The sequence below is a fragment of the Ureibacillus massiliensis 4400831 = CIP 108448 = CCUG 49529 genome (genome assembly GCF_000772965.1).
Classification (GTDB): domain Bacteria; phylum Bacillota; class Bacilli; order Bacillales_A; family Planococcaceae; genus Ureibacillus; species Ureibacillus massiliensis.
This window is the reverse complement of the sequence record NZ_JPVQ01000058.1, coordinates 1-15501: the sequence shown is the minus strand read 5'-3', so window position 1 is coordinate 15501 and position 15501 is coordinate 1. Positions and strand designations below refer to the sequence as shown.

Sequence of the window (15501 nt, the reverse complement as noted above, 5' to 3'; positions counted from 1 at the left end):
TTGGGCGAAGGCCAAGCTTTTACAAAAAGTGATTTATGAAATTGATTCAAATTTATATTATTCAATATATTTTCTGAATATAGATTGTCAGAATATTCTGTTGTATGAATAGATTGCTTTATAAAAGGATTAAGTTGTCTCCAAACAGCGTTATTAACAAATAATAATATCAATCAATAATATACCCAAGACCCCGTGTTGTATTATTTATAAAATCTCTAACATACATAAAGACTTGTTCACGTTCTAAATCATGAAATAGGTTGTGATAGCTTAGCGGCCATTCTTTGAATTGAAATTCCGTTGAGGATTGGAGTAACAACCATTTTCTCGCTTGCTCAACATCCGTTATTTTATCTTGTTTTGCAGTCATAAGAAGAATCGGAATCGCTAATTGACTTGTTGAAGGTACAAACAAATTTTTCATTATTAATTGAATTTCCTTATACCAACTAACTGTCACATTTGTTTTGTAAACTAAATTATCATCCATTTCTTGATATCCCTGAAGATTATTCGTTAATGCTTTTTTATTGATATCCAATGTTAATTTCATGTTAGATGTAAGGGAGCCAAGATTCGCTAATGCACTTTTTATTAAACTTCCATGCTTTTGTAAGGCAAACCATGGCGAGCTAAGAATAACACCTGCACAAGCAACCTTGTTTTTCTTTAAATAATGAACAGCCAATGTTCCTCCTAACCCATGTCCAATCATGTAGACTGGTAATTCATATGACAATGCACTTTCCATTAAATTTTTAATATATTTAATATATTCATTTACTGTCTCATCATGAATTCTAGAATACTTCCCCTCTTCACCATGCCCTGGTAAATCACCCATTACAACATGGTAACCTTCAACTCTTAATTTTTCGATTAACCAAGCATACCAGCGATGATGCTCAAATGCACTATGTATAATAACCACTACAGCCTTTGCATGTTCTTCTGTTTCCCATTTCCACATTTTTATATTCCTCCTACCAACATATACACTAAATGTGATATGGGCATTAATACCATTTATATTTTCATTCTAAATTGTATCTGCTACGATGATAATATAATTTTACTTGGAAATGAGGAGATTTTCGATGATTTATCCTTTTAAAGAAAAAAGTCCGAATATACACAATACAGTGTTTATTGCAGATCATGCAGTCGTCACTGGTGATGTAACAATTGGTGAGGACACAACGGTATGGTTTAATACGGTTATTCGTGGAGATGTTGCACCTACAATCATTGGTAAAAGATGTAGTATACAGGATTTAAGCTGTCTTCATCAAAGCCCTAATAATCCACTAATTATTGAAGACGAAGTAACTATCGGCCATCAAGTGACCTTACATAGTTGTGTTATTAGAAAAAGAGCACTTATTGGAATGGGTTCCATTATTCTTGATGGTGCAGAAATTGGAGAAGGAGCATTTATTGGAGCTGGTAGTTTAGTACCACCAGGCAAAAAAATCCCCCCTAATACTTTAGCTATGGGAAGACCAGCAAAGGTAGTTCGTGAAATAACATTAGAAGATCGTAAGGATATGGACAGGATTATTCGTGAATACGTGGAAAAAGGGCAGTATTACAAATCTTTACAACAAAATAAATAGTTAAATCCGAATTGATTTTAATAGAAGCTGTTTTTACAGTTTCTTTTTTGTTTATAGCTACACTTTCATTTTCATAGTTTTTACAACATATTATAAATGAAGTATGAAAGGAGTTTAAAAGATGCGCCATTACTTATTAATCGGATTGACTATTGTCATGGCACCGATTGTCATTTTACTCACCCCTATTATTGTTTCTAGCCTGTTCTTAAATGATCCTGATCGAATGGTTCTCATTACATATGGAAAAAACATCATTATCTATACTTTGTCTTTTGGTATAGCTTTCCTAGCCATCTTCATCATAAAATTATTTAAAAAAATTATTAGTAAACTCCTTACCGGTATGCTTGCTCTTATTTTTATATTTTATCTAATAGGCTCCAGTGTACAATATTATATTCATATTAATGATGATTATATAGAATACAATCCGTTTTTTGGAGCTACAGAAAAATATGAATGGTCGAAAATTTCTAGAGTAATCCATGAATTACCTACTGACCAGTACGAGGAAAAATATATTTTTGAATTATATGATGGCTCAAAGTTTGAATTTATCCCAACAGCAGCCATCACAAAAGAAATGAAGATGCAGATTGATGAAAAAATATTAACAATGGACGTTTCATTTGAGGAATATTAAAACGAGGCTGATCTAATGAAATCAGCCTCGTTCATATTGAAAATTATTATAAATATAGATTTGCTTTTTCTCTTAACTTCTCTGCAATATCGGTATTTTCCCATGGTACATTTAAGTCATTTCGACCAAAATGTCCATAAGCAGCCGTTTGTTTATATATTGGGCGACGTAAATCAAGCATTTTTATAATACCTGCTGGACGTAAATCAAATAGCTCACTTACCCATTCAACAAGTTTACTTTCTGGCACTTTACCTGTACCAAACGTATCTACTGCAATAGATACCGGTCTAGCAACACCAATAGCATAGGCTAATTGAACTTCCGCGCGATCAGCTAAGCCTGATGCCACAATGTTTTTTGCAACATAGCGTGCAGCATAAGCAGCAGAGCGATCTACCTTTGTAGGATCTTTACCTGAAAATGCCCCGCCACCGTGACGTGCATAGCCTCCATAAGTATCAACGATAATTTTTCTTCCCGTTAATCCTGCATCACCTTTAGGTCCACCGATTACAAAGCGACCTGTTGGATTAATGAAATATTTTGTATCGGCATCGATAAATTCTGATGGTACTACTTCTGCAATCACTTTTTCTTTTAAATCAGATTTAATCTGTTCTAAAGATACCTCTTCATCATGCTGAGTAGAAATAACGATCGTATCAATGCGAACAGGGTGATTGTTTTCGTCATACTCTACTGTTACTTGTGTTTTCCCATCTGGTCGTAAATAGGAAAGTTCATTTGTTTTACGAACCTCTGCAAGACGGCGAGCTAATTTATGCGCAAGACTTATAGGTAAAGGCATAAGTTCAGGCGTTTCATTACATGCATATCCGAACATTAAACCTTGGTCACCAGCACCAATTGCCTCAATATCTTCATCTGTCATAGAACCTTCTCTAGCTTCAAGAGCTTGGTTAACGCCTTGAGCAATGTCAGGTGATTGTTCACCTATTGCAGTCAATACTGCTAGGTTTTCTGCATCAAAACCATATTTACCACGTGTATACCCGATTTCAGCAACTGTATTTCTGACTACACTTTGAATATCAACATATGTAGATGTTGTGATTTCACCTGCAACTAATACTAATCCAGTTGTTACCGTCGTCTCACAAGCTACGCGTGCATTTGGATCTTCTGATATAATAGCATCTAAAATTGCATCTGAAATTTGGTCGCAAATTTTATCTGGATGCCCTTCTGTTACGCTTTCTGATGTAAACAGTCGACGATTTGTCATATATATCCTCCTAAGTAAGAAGCGAGATAATTCTCGTAATTGATACGGTACTCATTACCCATGTTAAGCTCGTTTTCTAGTTACGAACTTCAAGCCGTTTTTTGCTTATAACACGAGGTTCTATCGAAAGGAATATAAAATAGGAAGTAACTAATTATAATCACTGTTGCTAATATTTTATACAAAAAAAAATTCCTTACTCACGTACTTACATGAGGAAAGGAATTACTACTTCATTACCTTTCACTCTTATCGTTCAAGGAACTTGTCATGTCCTTGCATCAGGTTGGCACCATCGCATTTATCATTTCCAATACAAATGCAGGTTGCCGGGCTTCACAGGGCCTTGACCCTCCACCAGCTCGGGATAAGAGTATCCGTTCATTTGTAAATGTTACGAAAAGAAAGTATCTTTGTCAATTAATTTTTGTCGAACGAGTAAATTGTTGAAATTGTAACAAAATTTTTTGCGATTAGTATAGATAAATAGGAACAATGTGTTATACTATTTTTGAATTAACTAACCTCCCAGACCCACGGGAACATTACAAAAAAAGGATGGTATTTAATCGATGAATTCAGTAGAAATTGCTAATGAACTGAAGGAATTATTAAAAAGTGAGAATGTTAAAGTTCAACTTTCAGTACCACAACTTGTGGAAAAAGCTACAGCTCGCGGAGAAGCTAGCCTAACTGTTCATGGTGCATTATGCGCTGAGACAGGTAAATATACTGGTCGCTCTCCTAAAGATAAATTTATAGTAGAAGAAGAAAGCACAAAGGACAAAATTGATTGGGGCAATGTCAACCGTGCGATTTCTGCTGAAGTGTTTGATAACCTATATGTAAAAGTTATTAATTATTTAAAAGAGCAAAATGAGCTTTTTGTTTTTAAAGGCTTTGCTGGTGCCGATAAAGACTCACAATTATCAATCCAAGTGATTAACGAACTTGCTTGGCATAATCTTTTCTGTCATCAATTGTTCATCCGCCCGACAGAAGAAGAACTAAACACACATAATGCTGAATTTACAATTATTGCTGCACCTAATTTCAAGGCTGACCCAGCAGTAGATGGAACAAATTCAGAAGCGTTTATTATTGTATCTTTTGAAAAGAAAGTAATATTAATCGGTGGTACTGAATATGCTGGTGAAATGAAGAAATCGATCTTCGGTATTATGAACTATCTATTACCTGAAAACGATATTCTGTCAATGCACTGTTCAGCAAACGTTGGAGAAGCTGGAGATGTTGCTTTATTCTTCGGTCTTTCTGGTACAGGTAAAACAACTTTATCAGCAGATGCTAATCGTAAGTTAATCGGTGACGATGAACACGGTTGGTCTGATAATGGTGTGTTTAATATTGAAGGCGGTTGCTACGCGAAAACTATCAATCTTTCTGCTGAAAAAGAACCTGAAATTTATAACGCTATTCGTTTCGGTTCAGTTTTAGAAAATGTTGTAATCGATAAAGATACGCGTATTCCAGATTATGACGATGGTTCATTAACTGAAAATACACGTGCTGCATACCCTATTCACTTTATTGATAACATTGTAACTCCATCTGTTGCAGGGCATCCAAAAACAATTATTTTCTTAACTGCAGATGCTTTTGGAGTACTTCCTCCAATCAGTAGATTAACAAAAGAGCAAGCAATGTATCACTTCTTAAGTGGTTTCACTTCAAAACTTGCAGGTACAGAACGTGGCGTTACTGAACCAGAACCAGTATTCTCAACATGCTTTGGTTCACCTTTCCTACCACTTCCAGCAACACGTTATGCTGAAATGCTAGGTGAAAAAATTGACGCTCATGGTGCACAAGTATTCCTAGTAAACACAGGTTGGACTGGTGGAGAGTATGGTGTAGGTAACCGTATGAAACTTTCATATACTCGTACAATGGTTCGTGCTGCCATCGATGGTAAGTTAAATGATGTGGAAACAATTCAAGATTCAGTATTTGGTTTACACATCCCTACAACTATTGAAGGTGTGCCTTCTGAAATATTAAATCCAAGAGACGCTTGGACAGATAAAGAAGCATACGATCAAAAAGCAGCGTATTTAGCTGGTTTATTTAAAGAAAACTTTAAAAAATTCGGTGATGTATCGAATGAAATCGCTAAAAAAGGTGCACCATTAGTATAAACACTGACATAATAACTTTTTAGATATATCATAAAAAATGAGGTCGGCTATTTTTCAGCCGACCTCTTTATTTTGTTTTCATCCATTCACAAATAACACGAACTGTTTTACGATTTTGAAGTGGTGGATAGTGATGAGTTAACTCTGGGTAATACCATGTTTCATATATTTTATTTTCACTTTTCAATGCATTTTCTAAGAAATATGCTTGGTCTATACTAACATTTATATCATTCATTCCATGTATGATAAGAACTGGTGCTTCAATTTGATTTATATGATAGAGTGGTGTTCGCTGTTCATATAATTCTTTTACTTTCGTTGGGGATCCACCGATAATTCTCTTTAAAGTTCTTCTCATATCCTCTCTTTCAATGTACATATACGATACATTCGACACTCCTGACCATGTGACAACAGATTTAATATCATCTCTTAATATCGCAGTCCATAATGCCATTAATCCACCACGAGAAAATCCATAGACATGAACTTTTTCTGAGTTGGTAAATTGCTTTAATACGTCTACTCCATAAACTGCATCAAAACGGTCTTCCCCAGCGAATTCATCCCTTCCTTGTCCACCTCGATTTCCTCGATAATAAGGTGCAAAGACAATAAACCCTTGCTGAGCAAATTGGGCAATTCTTGCTGGTCTCACCGCTCCAACAGATTGCAGCCCTCCTCGCAAATACAATAAAGGTTCTACACTATCAGCGAATAATGGTTTTGCAAGTAGACCTTTCACTTTTAAACCATTTGACCAATAGATTATTTCATTAATTTGAACGTTCTTGTTTGGTGAAGGATATAATCTAATTGATTCAATACTACCATTGTCTTTCATGATGTTTCACTTCCTGTAACATCTTTTTTAATCCATCATCACGCATATAAAAGCTTAAGTTAGGGTAATTTAATAATTCCTCAGTCGTAAGCCATAGCATGCCCATTGTTTCATAATCTCCGATAAAAGGATCAATTCCCTCAACTCTACCTGTATAAACTGCTTTACAAAATGGTTCGACACTATGTACTAAATAATCTGCAAACCATTTAATATCCGTAATATGTACATTTGTTTCTTCATAAACTTCTCGTACTGCCGCATCTTCTAAAGTTTCTCCTGGCTCTACCTTACCACCTGGAAATTCTACTCCCCGTCTTTTGTGAATCGTACATAACCATTTACCGTTATTATTTACCATTACTAATACGTGCTTTGGAGAAACTTTGAATTGTCCCTTTTTGAAAGATAACTCTACAAAAAATCCATTTTCATCAATAAATGTAAACATCCCTTTACTCAACTCCTATCTTCATAATAAGGGAGTAAAGGGATCATGTCATCTAATTGAAATAAGGCAATTTCTCAACAAACTCTTTTGTATCATCATCGCCAAATTCGTGTATAAGTGCATATATTTTAGCAATCCTACTATCAATTTCATGATTGGATTCATCTAAATGATATGGTAAATAAGGTAAGTGTGCTCTTACCGCATTATGAAATTCTAAAGAGTCAATTTGTAGAAATAGCCTCTCAAAAATTCTTGCCTTTTCTGAATTCATTTTCAATTCAAATTCACACGGGGTGCCTAAAGGAACATAGCTATATGAATTGTTTGCAACTGAGACATAAACTGTTGTTTCGATAACAATCACTCCTTTATGATAAGTATGGAGTGACGATGTCTTTACTATACTAAAAAAGCTAATGGCTCAAAACTGAATCATTAGCTTTCCAATTATCATTTAAATACTGAATTTTTATTTACCTAAAAAGGCATTTAACATCCATGAATGTTTTTCTAAACTTTGAAATGTTGCATTTAACATGTCTTCTGTTCGATCATCACCGTCTTCAGATGCTTGTCTCATTGCTTCCTTTATAAGCTTCATAATTGCCTTAAAATCATTTATAGTTGTTTGAACCATTTCTTCTGGCGTTTCAGAACCCGTTGCTTCTTGAACATGAGAAAGTTCCAGATGTTCCCTTAATGTTGCTACAGGTTTACCTCCCTTTGTTAATATACGTTCAGCTACTTCATCTAAATTCAATGTTACTTCATTATAAAGCTCTTCAAATTTTGCATGTAAAGTAAAAAATTGATTACCTGTTACATACCAATGATAATTATGAAGTTTTGTATAAAGGACTGACCATGTTGCAACAAGTTCATTTAACTGAGTATTTAATTTGTTTGATGCCATTTCCTTCACCTCTTTATAGTTTTATCTATATTGTAAAATTATTTTCCAGGAAATAGTTTGTCTAAAAAGAGACATTTTCCCTATTAACTCACTACCATTTCTTAATATTGCCTTTATTTATTGAAATATAACAAATGATACGTTTCTCTTTGAATAGACTTTATATCGTTTTTCAAATCATATAAAATTTCAAAAATTATTTTAGAAGATATTTTTAGTCTTTTATCTTAATGTTTATATACTTTAACTACTTTTTAAAAAATGGTATGTTTAAACAAAGAGCTAATCTTTTGATAAAAAAATTCAAATCAATTATTAAAGAAGGACGAATTATGAAGTATCCTTTTATTTGGCTAATCAAACTTTATCGTAAATACATTTCACCAATGACTCCACCAAGCTGTCGGTTCCATCCAACATGTTCACAATATGGGCTTGAGGCATTTCAAAAACATGGAGCTATTAAAGGGTTATTCCTTACAATTAAACGAATATTAAAGTGTCACCCATTCCATCCAGGTGGTTTTGATCCAGTTCCTGAAAAATGGCCTTCGAAAAAAAAATAATTTCGAAGGCTATTTTTTATTGTGTTTTTAGAAAGGATAAGTTATTATTAACAATGTTGAATTTATAAATCGTAATTATTACTATTTAATGGAGTGTATACTTATTATGAAAAAAATCCTTACTTTCCTTGTTGCAACCCTTATAGCGGTACTAGTAACGGCATGTTCAAGCTCACAATCCAAGGAAACCAATGTTGATTCAGATAAAATAGATATTTATACTACAGTTTATCCTTTAAGCTACTTTGCTGAACGTATCGGTGGAGATTATGTTAATGTTTCATCAATTTATCCTCCTGGTTCAAATGAGCATACTTTTGAGCCAACTCAGACAGATATGATTAAACTGGCAGATAGCGATTTATTCCTTTACATTGGCCTTGGTTTAGAAGGGTTTGTTGAAAATGCAAAATCTTCATTGGCAAATGAACAGGTAAAATTTGTTGCTGTAGGAGACAATATTCCTGAGGATAAGCTAAACCTATCTACTGGACATACTTTTGAAGAGGCAATTAGCGAACATGCACATGAGCATGATGAACATTCACATGACCATGAAGAACATGACCATGAACATGGTGAATTCGATCCTCATGTTTGGTTATCTCCTAGTCTTAGTCAAGATTTAGCATTATCTATTAAAGACGAATTAGTAAATGCAATGCCTGAACAAGAGCAATTATTTAATGAAAACTACGATACTTTAGTTGCTGAACTTCAATCTTTAAATAAAGAATTCGAACAATTAGTATCAGAAGCTTCATCTAAAACTTTCTTTGTATCTCATTCTTCTTTCGGATACATTGCAGGTGAATATGGTTTAATCCAAGTACCTATTGCTGGATTAAATTCACAAAGTGAACCTTCACAAAAAGAATTAATCGAAATTGTAGATTTAGCAGAAGATTTAAATGTGAAATATATATTATTTGAACAAAATATTTCATCAAATCTTACTTCTGTCATTCAAAATGAAATTGGAGCAGAAGCTCTTACATTACACAATTTAAGTGTTTTAACTGAAGAAGATATTGCTCAAAATGAAACATACTTTACATTAATGGAAAGAAATATTGAAACATTCAGAACCGCGCTGAATGCTTCTTAAGACAAAATCCCCTAATAATCGATATTCCGATTATCAGGGGATTTTTTTAATGAATTAATTCTTTCAGTTTTCTTCTCATTAATTTATTGGATCCGTTTCGAGGTAACTGTTCTACAAAATAGACTTCCTTAGGAACTTTATATTTTGCTAAATGGCCTATACAATAATCTAATAACTCTTCTTTTCTTACCGATTCGTTTAGTACGATAAAAGCAATCGGCACCTGCCCCCATGTAGTATCTTCTATCCCGCATACTCCTGCTTCCTTAACTGCGGGATGCGCCATTAAGACTCCTTCTATTTCTGCAGGATAAATGTTTTCTCCACCAGATATGATTAAATCAGTTCTTCTATCAACAACATACAAATATCCCTCATCATCTATATAACCGATATCTCCAGTATGTAACCAGCCATCTACAGTTGAGTTTTTATGTTCAAATTGACCAATATAACCCGGTGTAACATGAGGTCCTCTTATTAATATTTCTCCTTCAACAAATGGTTCATTCGTATCCGCAATCTTTATTTGATTAAAGAATAACGGTTTTCCTGATGAACCTAGTTTTCGAAGAGCATCCTCGTTTGATAAAGTTGCTGTTTGTGACGATGTTTCTGTCATGCCATAAGTTTGCGATACAGAAAGTTTTACTTTTTGCGCTCGCAATAAGTAGTTTTTTGGAATAGGACCTCCACCAGCTAAAGCTAATTTAAATTTTGGAGAAGCTTCTAAGCCTTTTTCTTCAAGTCCATGTAATATTCTTTCTAGCATTACTGCAACAACCGATATGTGAGTAATTCTTCCTGTAGAAATATCTGAAATGGTTCCTTCTGTATCAAATTTTCTATATAATTTTACTTCGTTTCCATATAATAAGGAGCGTATTAAAATTGAAAATCCGCTAATATGAAATATCGGTACTGCACAAAGCCACACATCTTCCTCTGATAAACCAATATTTAAAACAGAAGATACTGCACTTTCTTTATGGTTACCAACAGTCTGTCTTACCCCTTTTGGATATCCAGTTGTTCCAGATGTATACATGATAGAAGTCGTTTGATCTAATGTCCATTGTTCAGATATTTCGATGGGCGTTTCATGACTTTCTTCCACTTTTAAAAATGGAAGTTTATTAACCTTTTGAGGAAGTAAATGCTCATCCTCCTCATCGACAATTACTACAGAAACTTTTGCATCTTTTATTTGGTAGTCTAGTTCCTCTTTACTTAACTTTCTATTTAATAAAACCATTTCACATTTTAAATGCATACATGCTAATATCATAAAAATTAATCGAGGATGATTTTGACCCATAATAGCTACACGGCTTCCCTCTTCGATTCCTAGAGATGTGAGCTGGTAAGCGCGTGTAACAGAGATTTGTTTTAATTGCTCAAAGGACCACGACTCACCTTCAAATGTTAATCCTATTCGATTTGGTGTTAAATATGCACGTTGTAATATCCAATTAGGATACATAGTCATTCCTCCTAACGTTACTACATCTATTTTACTTCTATATTAGCTTTTCGTACAAAATAAAAAATAGTAAGGTTCTCTTACTATTTTTATGAAAAGTTAATGTGAATTTGATTTTTTCCCTTTTCTTTTACATTGTACAATGCGACATCAGCACTTTTTATAAAGTATGAATCATTCATATTTTTAGTTTTACAAATTGAAGCTCCGATACTTGTAGTTATTGGGAACTCTATATTTTCATATGAAAAAGGTTGCTTCATATGCGTTTTTATTTTCATCACAAAATTTAAAACATCTTCTTCATTTTTAGCATTATCTAATAAAACAATGAATTCATCTCCACCAAGTCGAGCGGCAATTTCATTATCATTTATTGCAGACTTAATTCGATTAGCAAACTCTATTATTGCTTGGTCACCAACTTCATGACCCCATTGATCATTAACTTTCTTAAAATCATCGATATCTAATAAAACGAGTGCAAAATTTTGCTCTTTAGTATTTAACTCATGAATTTTTTCATTAATTCTTTCTTTAAAAAAGCGTCGATTTGGTAAACCCGTCAAAGAATCATAATATGCAAATTGCTTCAATTGATTTTCATATGCCTTTTGAATTGTTACATCCCGTGCAACAATGAGCATGTGGCGAAAATTATTTGCATTATCGAAAACAGAAGTGCCATCTACATCAATCCAAATCCAGCCCTTATCTTTATGAAAAGCTTTAATTGTTACTTTAAATGGTTTTCCACTCTCAATTGCTTTATCAAAATTCTCTTCAAGTATATCGAGATAATCTTGATGTATATTTAAAAATGGTCGACCGTCCGCTACAATTTCATCTGAATTATATCCAAACATTTGAGTGCATGATGGGGATACAAATAGATAATGTTTATTTTCATCCATAAGTACAATAACGTCCTGAACATTTTCAGCAATTGTTTGGAAATCTATTTGTGATTCAGCAATTTTTTCTTTTAATTCATCAAAGGCGCTCATATCTTTAAACAGTAAAAACATACCTTTTTCTATGTTCTCTTTATCTACTGGGATAAATTGGACTAAACAGTTTATTTTACATTTATTTTTATGAATCAATGTTAGACGGAAATCTTCAAAATTGCATGTCACAGATTGTTGAAGCTTTTCATATGCAACTTCTTGATCATTTATATCAATTATAGTAGTAAAAAAAAGACCTTCTAACGTTTCTTTTGGATAGCCACATAATTGCTCTGCTGCTTTGTTTGCATCAACAATATATCCTTCTTCATTAATCGTAAAAATTGCATCTGAATTAAATGAATAAAGTGAATAATAATTAAACATATTGATTTGTTGTTCATTTAATGGCTTTAGATTGTTAACTTCATTCACTTTAATTCATCCTTTCACAAACTGATTGTTCTAATACATAATTACTATTACTATATGTTTATATTATACTAAAATCTTTATTTAATAAGCAATTAATAGAATCAGATTAGTATTATGGATATCAAAAAAATCTTATAAAAAAAAGGCAAGAGATTAATTTTCTCTTACCTTTTAGGAATTTAATTACTAAATATTTATCATGGGAATCTTGGGAATTGACCAAAGTCTGGGTTACGTTTTTCTTTAAACGCATCGCGACCTTCTTTTGCTTCTTCTGTTGTGTAGTAAAGAAGAGTTGCGTCACCAGCTAGTTGTTGTAGTCCTGCAAGTCCGTCAGTATCAGCATTCATAGACGCTTTTAGGAAACGAAGTGCAGTAGGCGATAATTCAAGCATTTCTTCACACCATTTAACTGTTTCGTCTTCTAACTGCTCTAATGGAACAACTGTGTTTACTAGACCCATATCAAGTGCTTGCTGTGCATCATATTGACGACATAAGAACCAAATCTCACGAGCCTTTTTATGACCAACAATACGTGCTAAATAGCCTGAACCGTATCCCGCATCAAAGGAACCAACACGTGGTCCAGTTTGTCCGAAACGAGCATTTTCTGCTGCAATTGTTAAGTCACATACAACATGCAGTACATGTCCTCCACCAATTGCATATCCTGCTACCATCGCTACTACTGGTTTTGGAATAACACGTATTAGGCGTTGTAAATCCAATACGTTTAAGCGAGGAATTTCATCATCCCCAACATATCCACCATGACCGCGTACTTTTTGATCTCCACCTGAACAGAAAGCTAAATCGCCTTCACCAGTTAAAATGATCACGCCAACTCTTGAGTCATCACGCGCTCGTGAAAATGCGTCAATCATTTCATTAACTGTTTTTGGACGGAATGCATTACGTACTTCTGGTCGGTTAATCGTAATTTTTGCAATTCCATTATAAAACTCATACTTAATATCTTCATAAGTATGTAAGCTTGTCCACTCTCTTGCCATTTTTTGACCCCCTTAGTATTTAGTTAGAATGTCCTTTACTATTGTAGCAAATTGTGTCGGATTTTCCACATGAATCGCATGTCCAACATTTTTTATTATAATATGCTCTCCAAAATCTAGTTGTTTCTTCATTTGCATTGCAATATTACAAAATTTAACATCAAGCTCACCTGTTAATAAATACACGGGCATTTTTAATTGGTTTAATTTACTCCACAGTGACTTTTGTGCACCTGTTCCCATACCTCGAAGACTACCTGCAAGCCCTATTTCTTTTTGGGATAGACGCTCGATTCTGATACTATTTTGAACTCTAGAAGGTAATTTTTTTTGAGAATGAAACAGCGGAATATTCTCCCACTTATTCACAAATTCGATGAGTCCATCTTTTTCAATCTTATCTGCCAATTGTTCATCAGCTTTTCTTCTTGATAGCCTTTCCTCTTCTGTTTTTAAACCGGGTGAGGCGCTTTCTAGTATTAACTGCTTAATACGACCTGGATAAGCCTCAGCGTAAGAAAGAGCAACTCTTCCCCCCATTGAGTATCCAAGCAATGAAAAAGTTTTAAGATCTAAAGCTGAAAACACATCTTCTAAATCCTTAACCTGCTCTTCCATCAAGTATCGTGAAGGATTGCTCGGTGCGTCGGTTTTACCGTGTCCTAGTAAATCAATTGCTATTATTCTTATATCCGTCGGTAATAGTGCAGCTATAGGTTCCCAGGTAGCAACACTTCCTGTAAAACCATGCAACAGTATGAGTGTATCTTCGAAAGTTTCATTCCAAACGTTTAAGTTAACGTTTACACCACGAACAGAAAGCATCATAATGCCTCTAGCTCCTTATTAATATCAGACCAAAGCTTACGATGGGAAATAACATTTTCTTGTCGATTGGTAAACGCTTCAATTAATTTTAATGAATTTCCACTTTGTCGATTTAAAATACTTTTCATCTCAGATAATTTATTCACTTTTATATATTCCATATCATACATTTTAGCTATTTGTTCAAATTGAAGGGCTGTAGGGGTACCGAATAAATCCTCATAATACTCTTTAACCGTTGCTTGAGATAAATAAGAGAATATACCTCCACCATCGTTATTAAATACAATAATCGTCAATTCACAAGGTTGATAACGAGTCGCTATTAAGCCATTTATATCGTGTAAAAATGCTAAGTCGCCAATAAGTAAATATGAATTTCGACCAGCACGTCCACTACTATAACCTAAAGCTGTTGACACAACGCCATCTATTCCGTTCGCACCTCGATTAGCAATTATTTGAATGTCCTTCTCTGTTGGCATTAAAAACGTATCAATATCGCGTATCGGCATGCTGCTACTAACAAACAAATCACTTTCATCTGGCAACTGTTCAATGATTGTACGAACCATTGCTCCTTCATCTTCTTCATGCTCAAGATAGCTAAGAACATGTTTCATAGCTATTTCCTCACTTTTACGCCACGTATTTAAATAATGAGTATCAAGTGCACTCTGAATGTCTAGTTCCCTTAGCCAATTACCGATAGAAGCATGTATGAAATGACTAGATACCGATGCTGAATCTCGGAACATTGGATCTTCATCTACTACAACGTAGTTAGTTGGCACCGATTTTGTTAAAAAGATCGTGAGAAACTTTGAAACAGGCTGTGCTCCAAATCGAATAACTGTTTCTGCAATAACCTTCTCTTTAAAGGACTCACTTTTTAAAAGCGCATCATAAGAAGAAATGATAAATTCTTTGCAATCACTAGGTATATTTGTTCTTAAATTTGATAGACTTTCTACAAGCACTGGCCATTTAACTTTTCGAATAAAGTCCCACATCACTTGTAAGTCCGTTCCCAGTGATAGCTCACCAACTACGATAAACCCTCTTTTAGTTTCATTCATAATTTTCGTTAAAAGAATTTTCGCTTCATCTGATGCTGAAATTTCACCAATTACACTGCGTTGAAAAGTAGGCTCTGGCAAAGATTCTCGAAAATTAATTAAAAGTGGTTCTCGAAAAGGCACGTTCATATGCACAGGTCCAAATGGTG

Annotated in this window: 16 protein-coding genes and 1 riboswitch; of the genes, 5 read left to right on the top strand and 11 right to left on the bottom strand. The window is 34.0% G+C overall.

All coding sequences use genetic code 11. The annotated features are described in order from the left end of the window. Positions 1-169 precede the first annotated feature (169 nt). On the bottom strand, positions 170-973 hold the full coding sequence (locus CD30_RS17370; RefSeq protein ID WP_036179784.1) for an alpha/beta hydrolase: 804 nt from the start codon (positions 971-973) through the stop codon (positions 170-172). A 127-nt stretch (positions 974-1100) separates the two neighbouring features. Here CD30_RS17370 and CD30_RS17365 point away from each other — a divergent pair, with 127 nt between their 5' ends. Both CD30_RS17365 and CD30_RS17360 read left to right on the top strand, forming a co-directional pair. Beyond that, entirely contained in the window at positions 1101-1619 is a 519-nt protein-coding gene (locus tag CD30_RS17365) for a gamma carbonic anhydrase (protein ID WP_036179781.1), read from the top strand. Between the two features lie 121 nt (positions 1620-1740). Next, complete coding sequence (locus CD30_RS17360; RefSeq protein ID WP_036179778.1) at positions 1741-2265, top strand: hypothetical protein; 525 nt, start codon at positions 1741-1743, stop codon at positions 2263-2265. A gap of 46 nt (positions 2266-2311) precedes the next feature. Here CD30_RS17360 and metK read toward each other — a convergent pair whose 3' ends face one another. Further along, complete coding sequence (gene metK / locus CD30_RS17355; protein WP_036179775.1) at positions 2312-3514, bottom strand: methionine adenosyltransferase; 1203 nt, start codon at positions 3512-3514, stop codon at positions 2312-2314. 246 nt (positions 3515-3760) lie between these two features. Then, a riboswitch (SAM riboswitch) is annotated at positions 3761-3888 on the bottom strand. Between the two features lie 198 nt (positions 3889-4086). Here metK and pckA point away from each other — a divergent pair. Further along, complete coding sequence (gene pckA / locus CD30_RS17350; RefSeq protein ID WP_036179772.1) at positions 4087-5673, top strand: phosphoenolpyruvate carboxykinase (ATP); 1587 nt, start codon at positions 4087-4089, stop codon at positions 5671-5673. Between the two features lie 67 nt (positions 5674-5740). On the opposite strand, the gene CD30_RS17345 is transcribed toward pckA, so the two are convergent. The 4 genes from CD30_RS17345 to CD30_RS17330 form a co-directional block, all read right to left on the bottom strand. After that, positions 5741-6520, bottom strand: a complete 780-nt coding sequence (locus CD30_RS17345; protein ID WP_036179770.1) for an alpha/beta hydrolase family protein — start codon at positions 6518-6520, stop codon at positions 5741-5743. Beyond that, the gene (locus CD30_RS17340) at positions 6504-6971 is read right to left on the bottom strand and encodes an NUDIX domain-containing protein (protein ID WP_036179767.1); all 468 of its coding nucleotides are present in this window, start codon (positions 6969-6971) and stop codon (positions 6504-6506) included. Before CD30_RS17340 ends, CD30_RS17345 begins: the two co-directional genes overlap by 17 nt. Positions 6972-7023: 52 nt before the next feature. Beyond that, positions 7024-7251, bottom strand: coding sequence for a transposase (locus CD30_RS17335; RefSeq protein WP_235802087.1), 228 nt, complete (start codon positions 7249-7251; stop codon positions 7024-7026). A 192-nt stretch (positions 7252-7443) separates the two neighbouring features. Continuing rightward, complete coding sequence (locus tag CD30_RS17330) at positions 7444-7887, bottom strand: Dps family protein (protein WP_036179764.1); 444 nt, start codon at positions 7885-7887, stop codon at positions 7444-7446. A 332-nt stretch (positions 7888-8219) separates the two neighbouring features. Here CD30_RS17330 and yidD point away from each other — a divergent pair, with 332 nt between their 5' ends. Beyond that, positions 8220-8453: a membrane protein insertion efficiency factor YidD gene (yidD, locus tag CD30_RS17325; protein WP_036179789.1), complete on the top strand. Its 234-nt coding sequence runs from the start codon at positions 8220-8222 to the stop codon at positions 8451-8453. 106 nt (positions 8454-8559) lie between these two features. Then, a complete protein-coding gene (locus CD30_RS17320; RefSeq protein ID WP_036179763.1) occupies positions 8560-9561 on the top strand; it encodes a metal ABC transporter solute-binding protein, Zn/Mn family in 1002 nt (333 codons plus the stop codon). A 46-nt stretch (positions 9562-9607) separates the two neighbouring features. On the opposite strand, the gene CD30_RS17315 is transcribed toward CD30_RS17320, so the two are convergent. The 5 genes from CD30_RS17315 to menD form a co-directional block, all read right to left on the bottom strand. Next, positions 9608-11044: an o-succinylbenzoate--CoA ligase gene (locus CD30_RS17315; protein ID WP_036179761.1), complete on the bottom strand. Its 1437-nt coding sequence runs from the start codon at positions 11042-11044 to the stop codon at positions 9608-9610. A gap of 89 nt (positions 11045-11133) precedes the next feature. Continuing rightward, positions 11134-12429, bottom strand: a complete 1296-nt coding sequence (locus CD30_RS17310) for a sensor domain-containing diguanylate cyclase (protein WP_052126299.1) — start codon at positions 12427-12429, stop codon at positions 11134-11136. Positions 12430-12626: 197 nt separating this feature from the next. Further along, a complete protein-coding gene (menB, locus tag CD30_RS17305) occupies positions 12627-13445 on the bottom strand; it encodes a 1,4-dihydroxy-2-naphthoyl-CoA synthase (RefSeq protein ID WP_036179760.1) in 819 nt (272 codons plus the stop codon). Between the two features lie 12 nt (positions 13446-13457). Beyond that, on the bottom strand, positions 13458-14273 hold the full coding sequence (menH, locus tag CD30_RS17300; protein WP_036179759.1) for a 2-succinyl-6-hydroxy-2,4-cyclohexadiene-1-carboxylate synthase: 816 nt from the start codon (positions 14271-14273) through the stop codon (positions 13458-13460). Next, on the bottom strand, positions 14270-15501 hold a 1232-nt coding region (gene menD / locus CD30_RS17295; RefSeq protein WP_036179758.1), incomplete at its 5' end, for a 2-succinyl-5-enolpyruvyl-6-hydroxy-3-cyclohexene-1-carboxylate synthase. The genes menD and menH, both read right to left, overlap by 4 nt.

Bases quoted from the DNA above. Each gene is read 5' to 3' on its own strand.
- CD30_RS17370 (WP_036179784.1), bottom strand. From the start codon at position 973: ATGTGGAAATGGGAAACAGAAGAACATGCAAAGGCTGTAGTGGTTATT.
- CD30_RS17365 (WP_036179781.1), top strand. From the start codon at position 1,101: ATGATTTATCCTTTTAAAGAAAAAAGTCCGAATATACACAATACAGTG.
- CD30_RS17360 (WP_036179778.1), top strand. From the start codon at position 1,741: ATGCGCCATTACTTATTAATCGGATTGACTATTGTCATGGCACCGATT.
- metK (WP_036179775.1), bottom strand. From the start codon at position 3,514: ATGACAAATCGTCGACTGTTTACATCAGAAAGCGTAACAGAAGGGCAT.
- pckA (WP_036179772.1), top strand. From the start codon at position 4,087: ATGAATTCAGTAGAAATTGCTAATGAACTGAAGGAATTATTAAAAAGT.
- CD30_RS17345 (WP_036179770.1), bottom strand. From the start codon at position 6,520: ATGAAAGACAATGGTAGTATTGAATCAATTAGATTATATCCTTCACCA.
- CD30_RS17340 (WP_036179767.1), bottom strand. From the start codon at position 6,971: ATGTTTACATTTATTGATGAAAATGGATTTTTTGTAGAGTTATCTTTC.
- CD30_RS17330 (WP_036179764.1), bottom strand. From the start codon at position 7,887: ATGGCATCAAACAAATTAAATACTCAGTTAAATGAACTTGTTGCAACA.
- yidD (WP_036179789.1), top strand. From the start codon at position 8,220: ATGAAGTATCCTTTTATTTGGCTAATCAAACTTTATCGTAAATACATT.
- CD30_RS17320 (WP_036179763.1), top strand. From the start codon at position 8,560: ATGAAAAAAATCCTTACTTTCCTTGTTGCAACCCTTATAGCGGTACTA.
- CD30_RS17315 (WP_036179761.1), bottom strand. From the start codon at position 11,044: ATGTATCCTAATTGGATATTACAACGTGCATATTTAACACCAAATCGA.
- menB (WP_036179760.1), bottom strand. From the start codon at position 13,445: ATGGCAAGAGAGTGGACAAGCTTACATACTTATGAAGATATTAAGTAT.
- menH (WP_036179759.1), bottom strand. From the start codon at position 14,273: ATGATGCTTTCTGTTCGTGGTGTAAACGTTAACTTAAACGTTTGGAAT.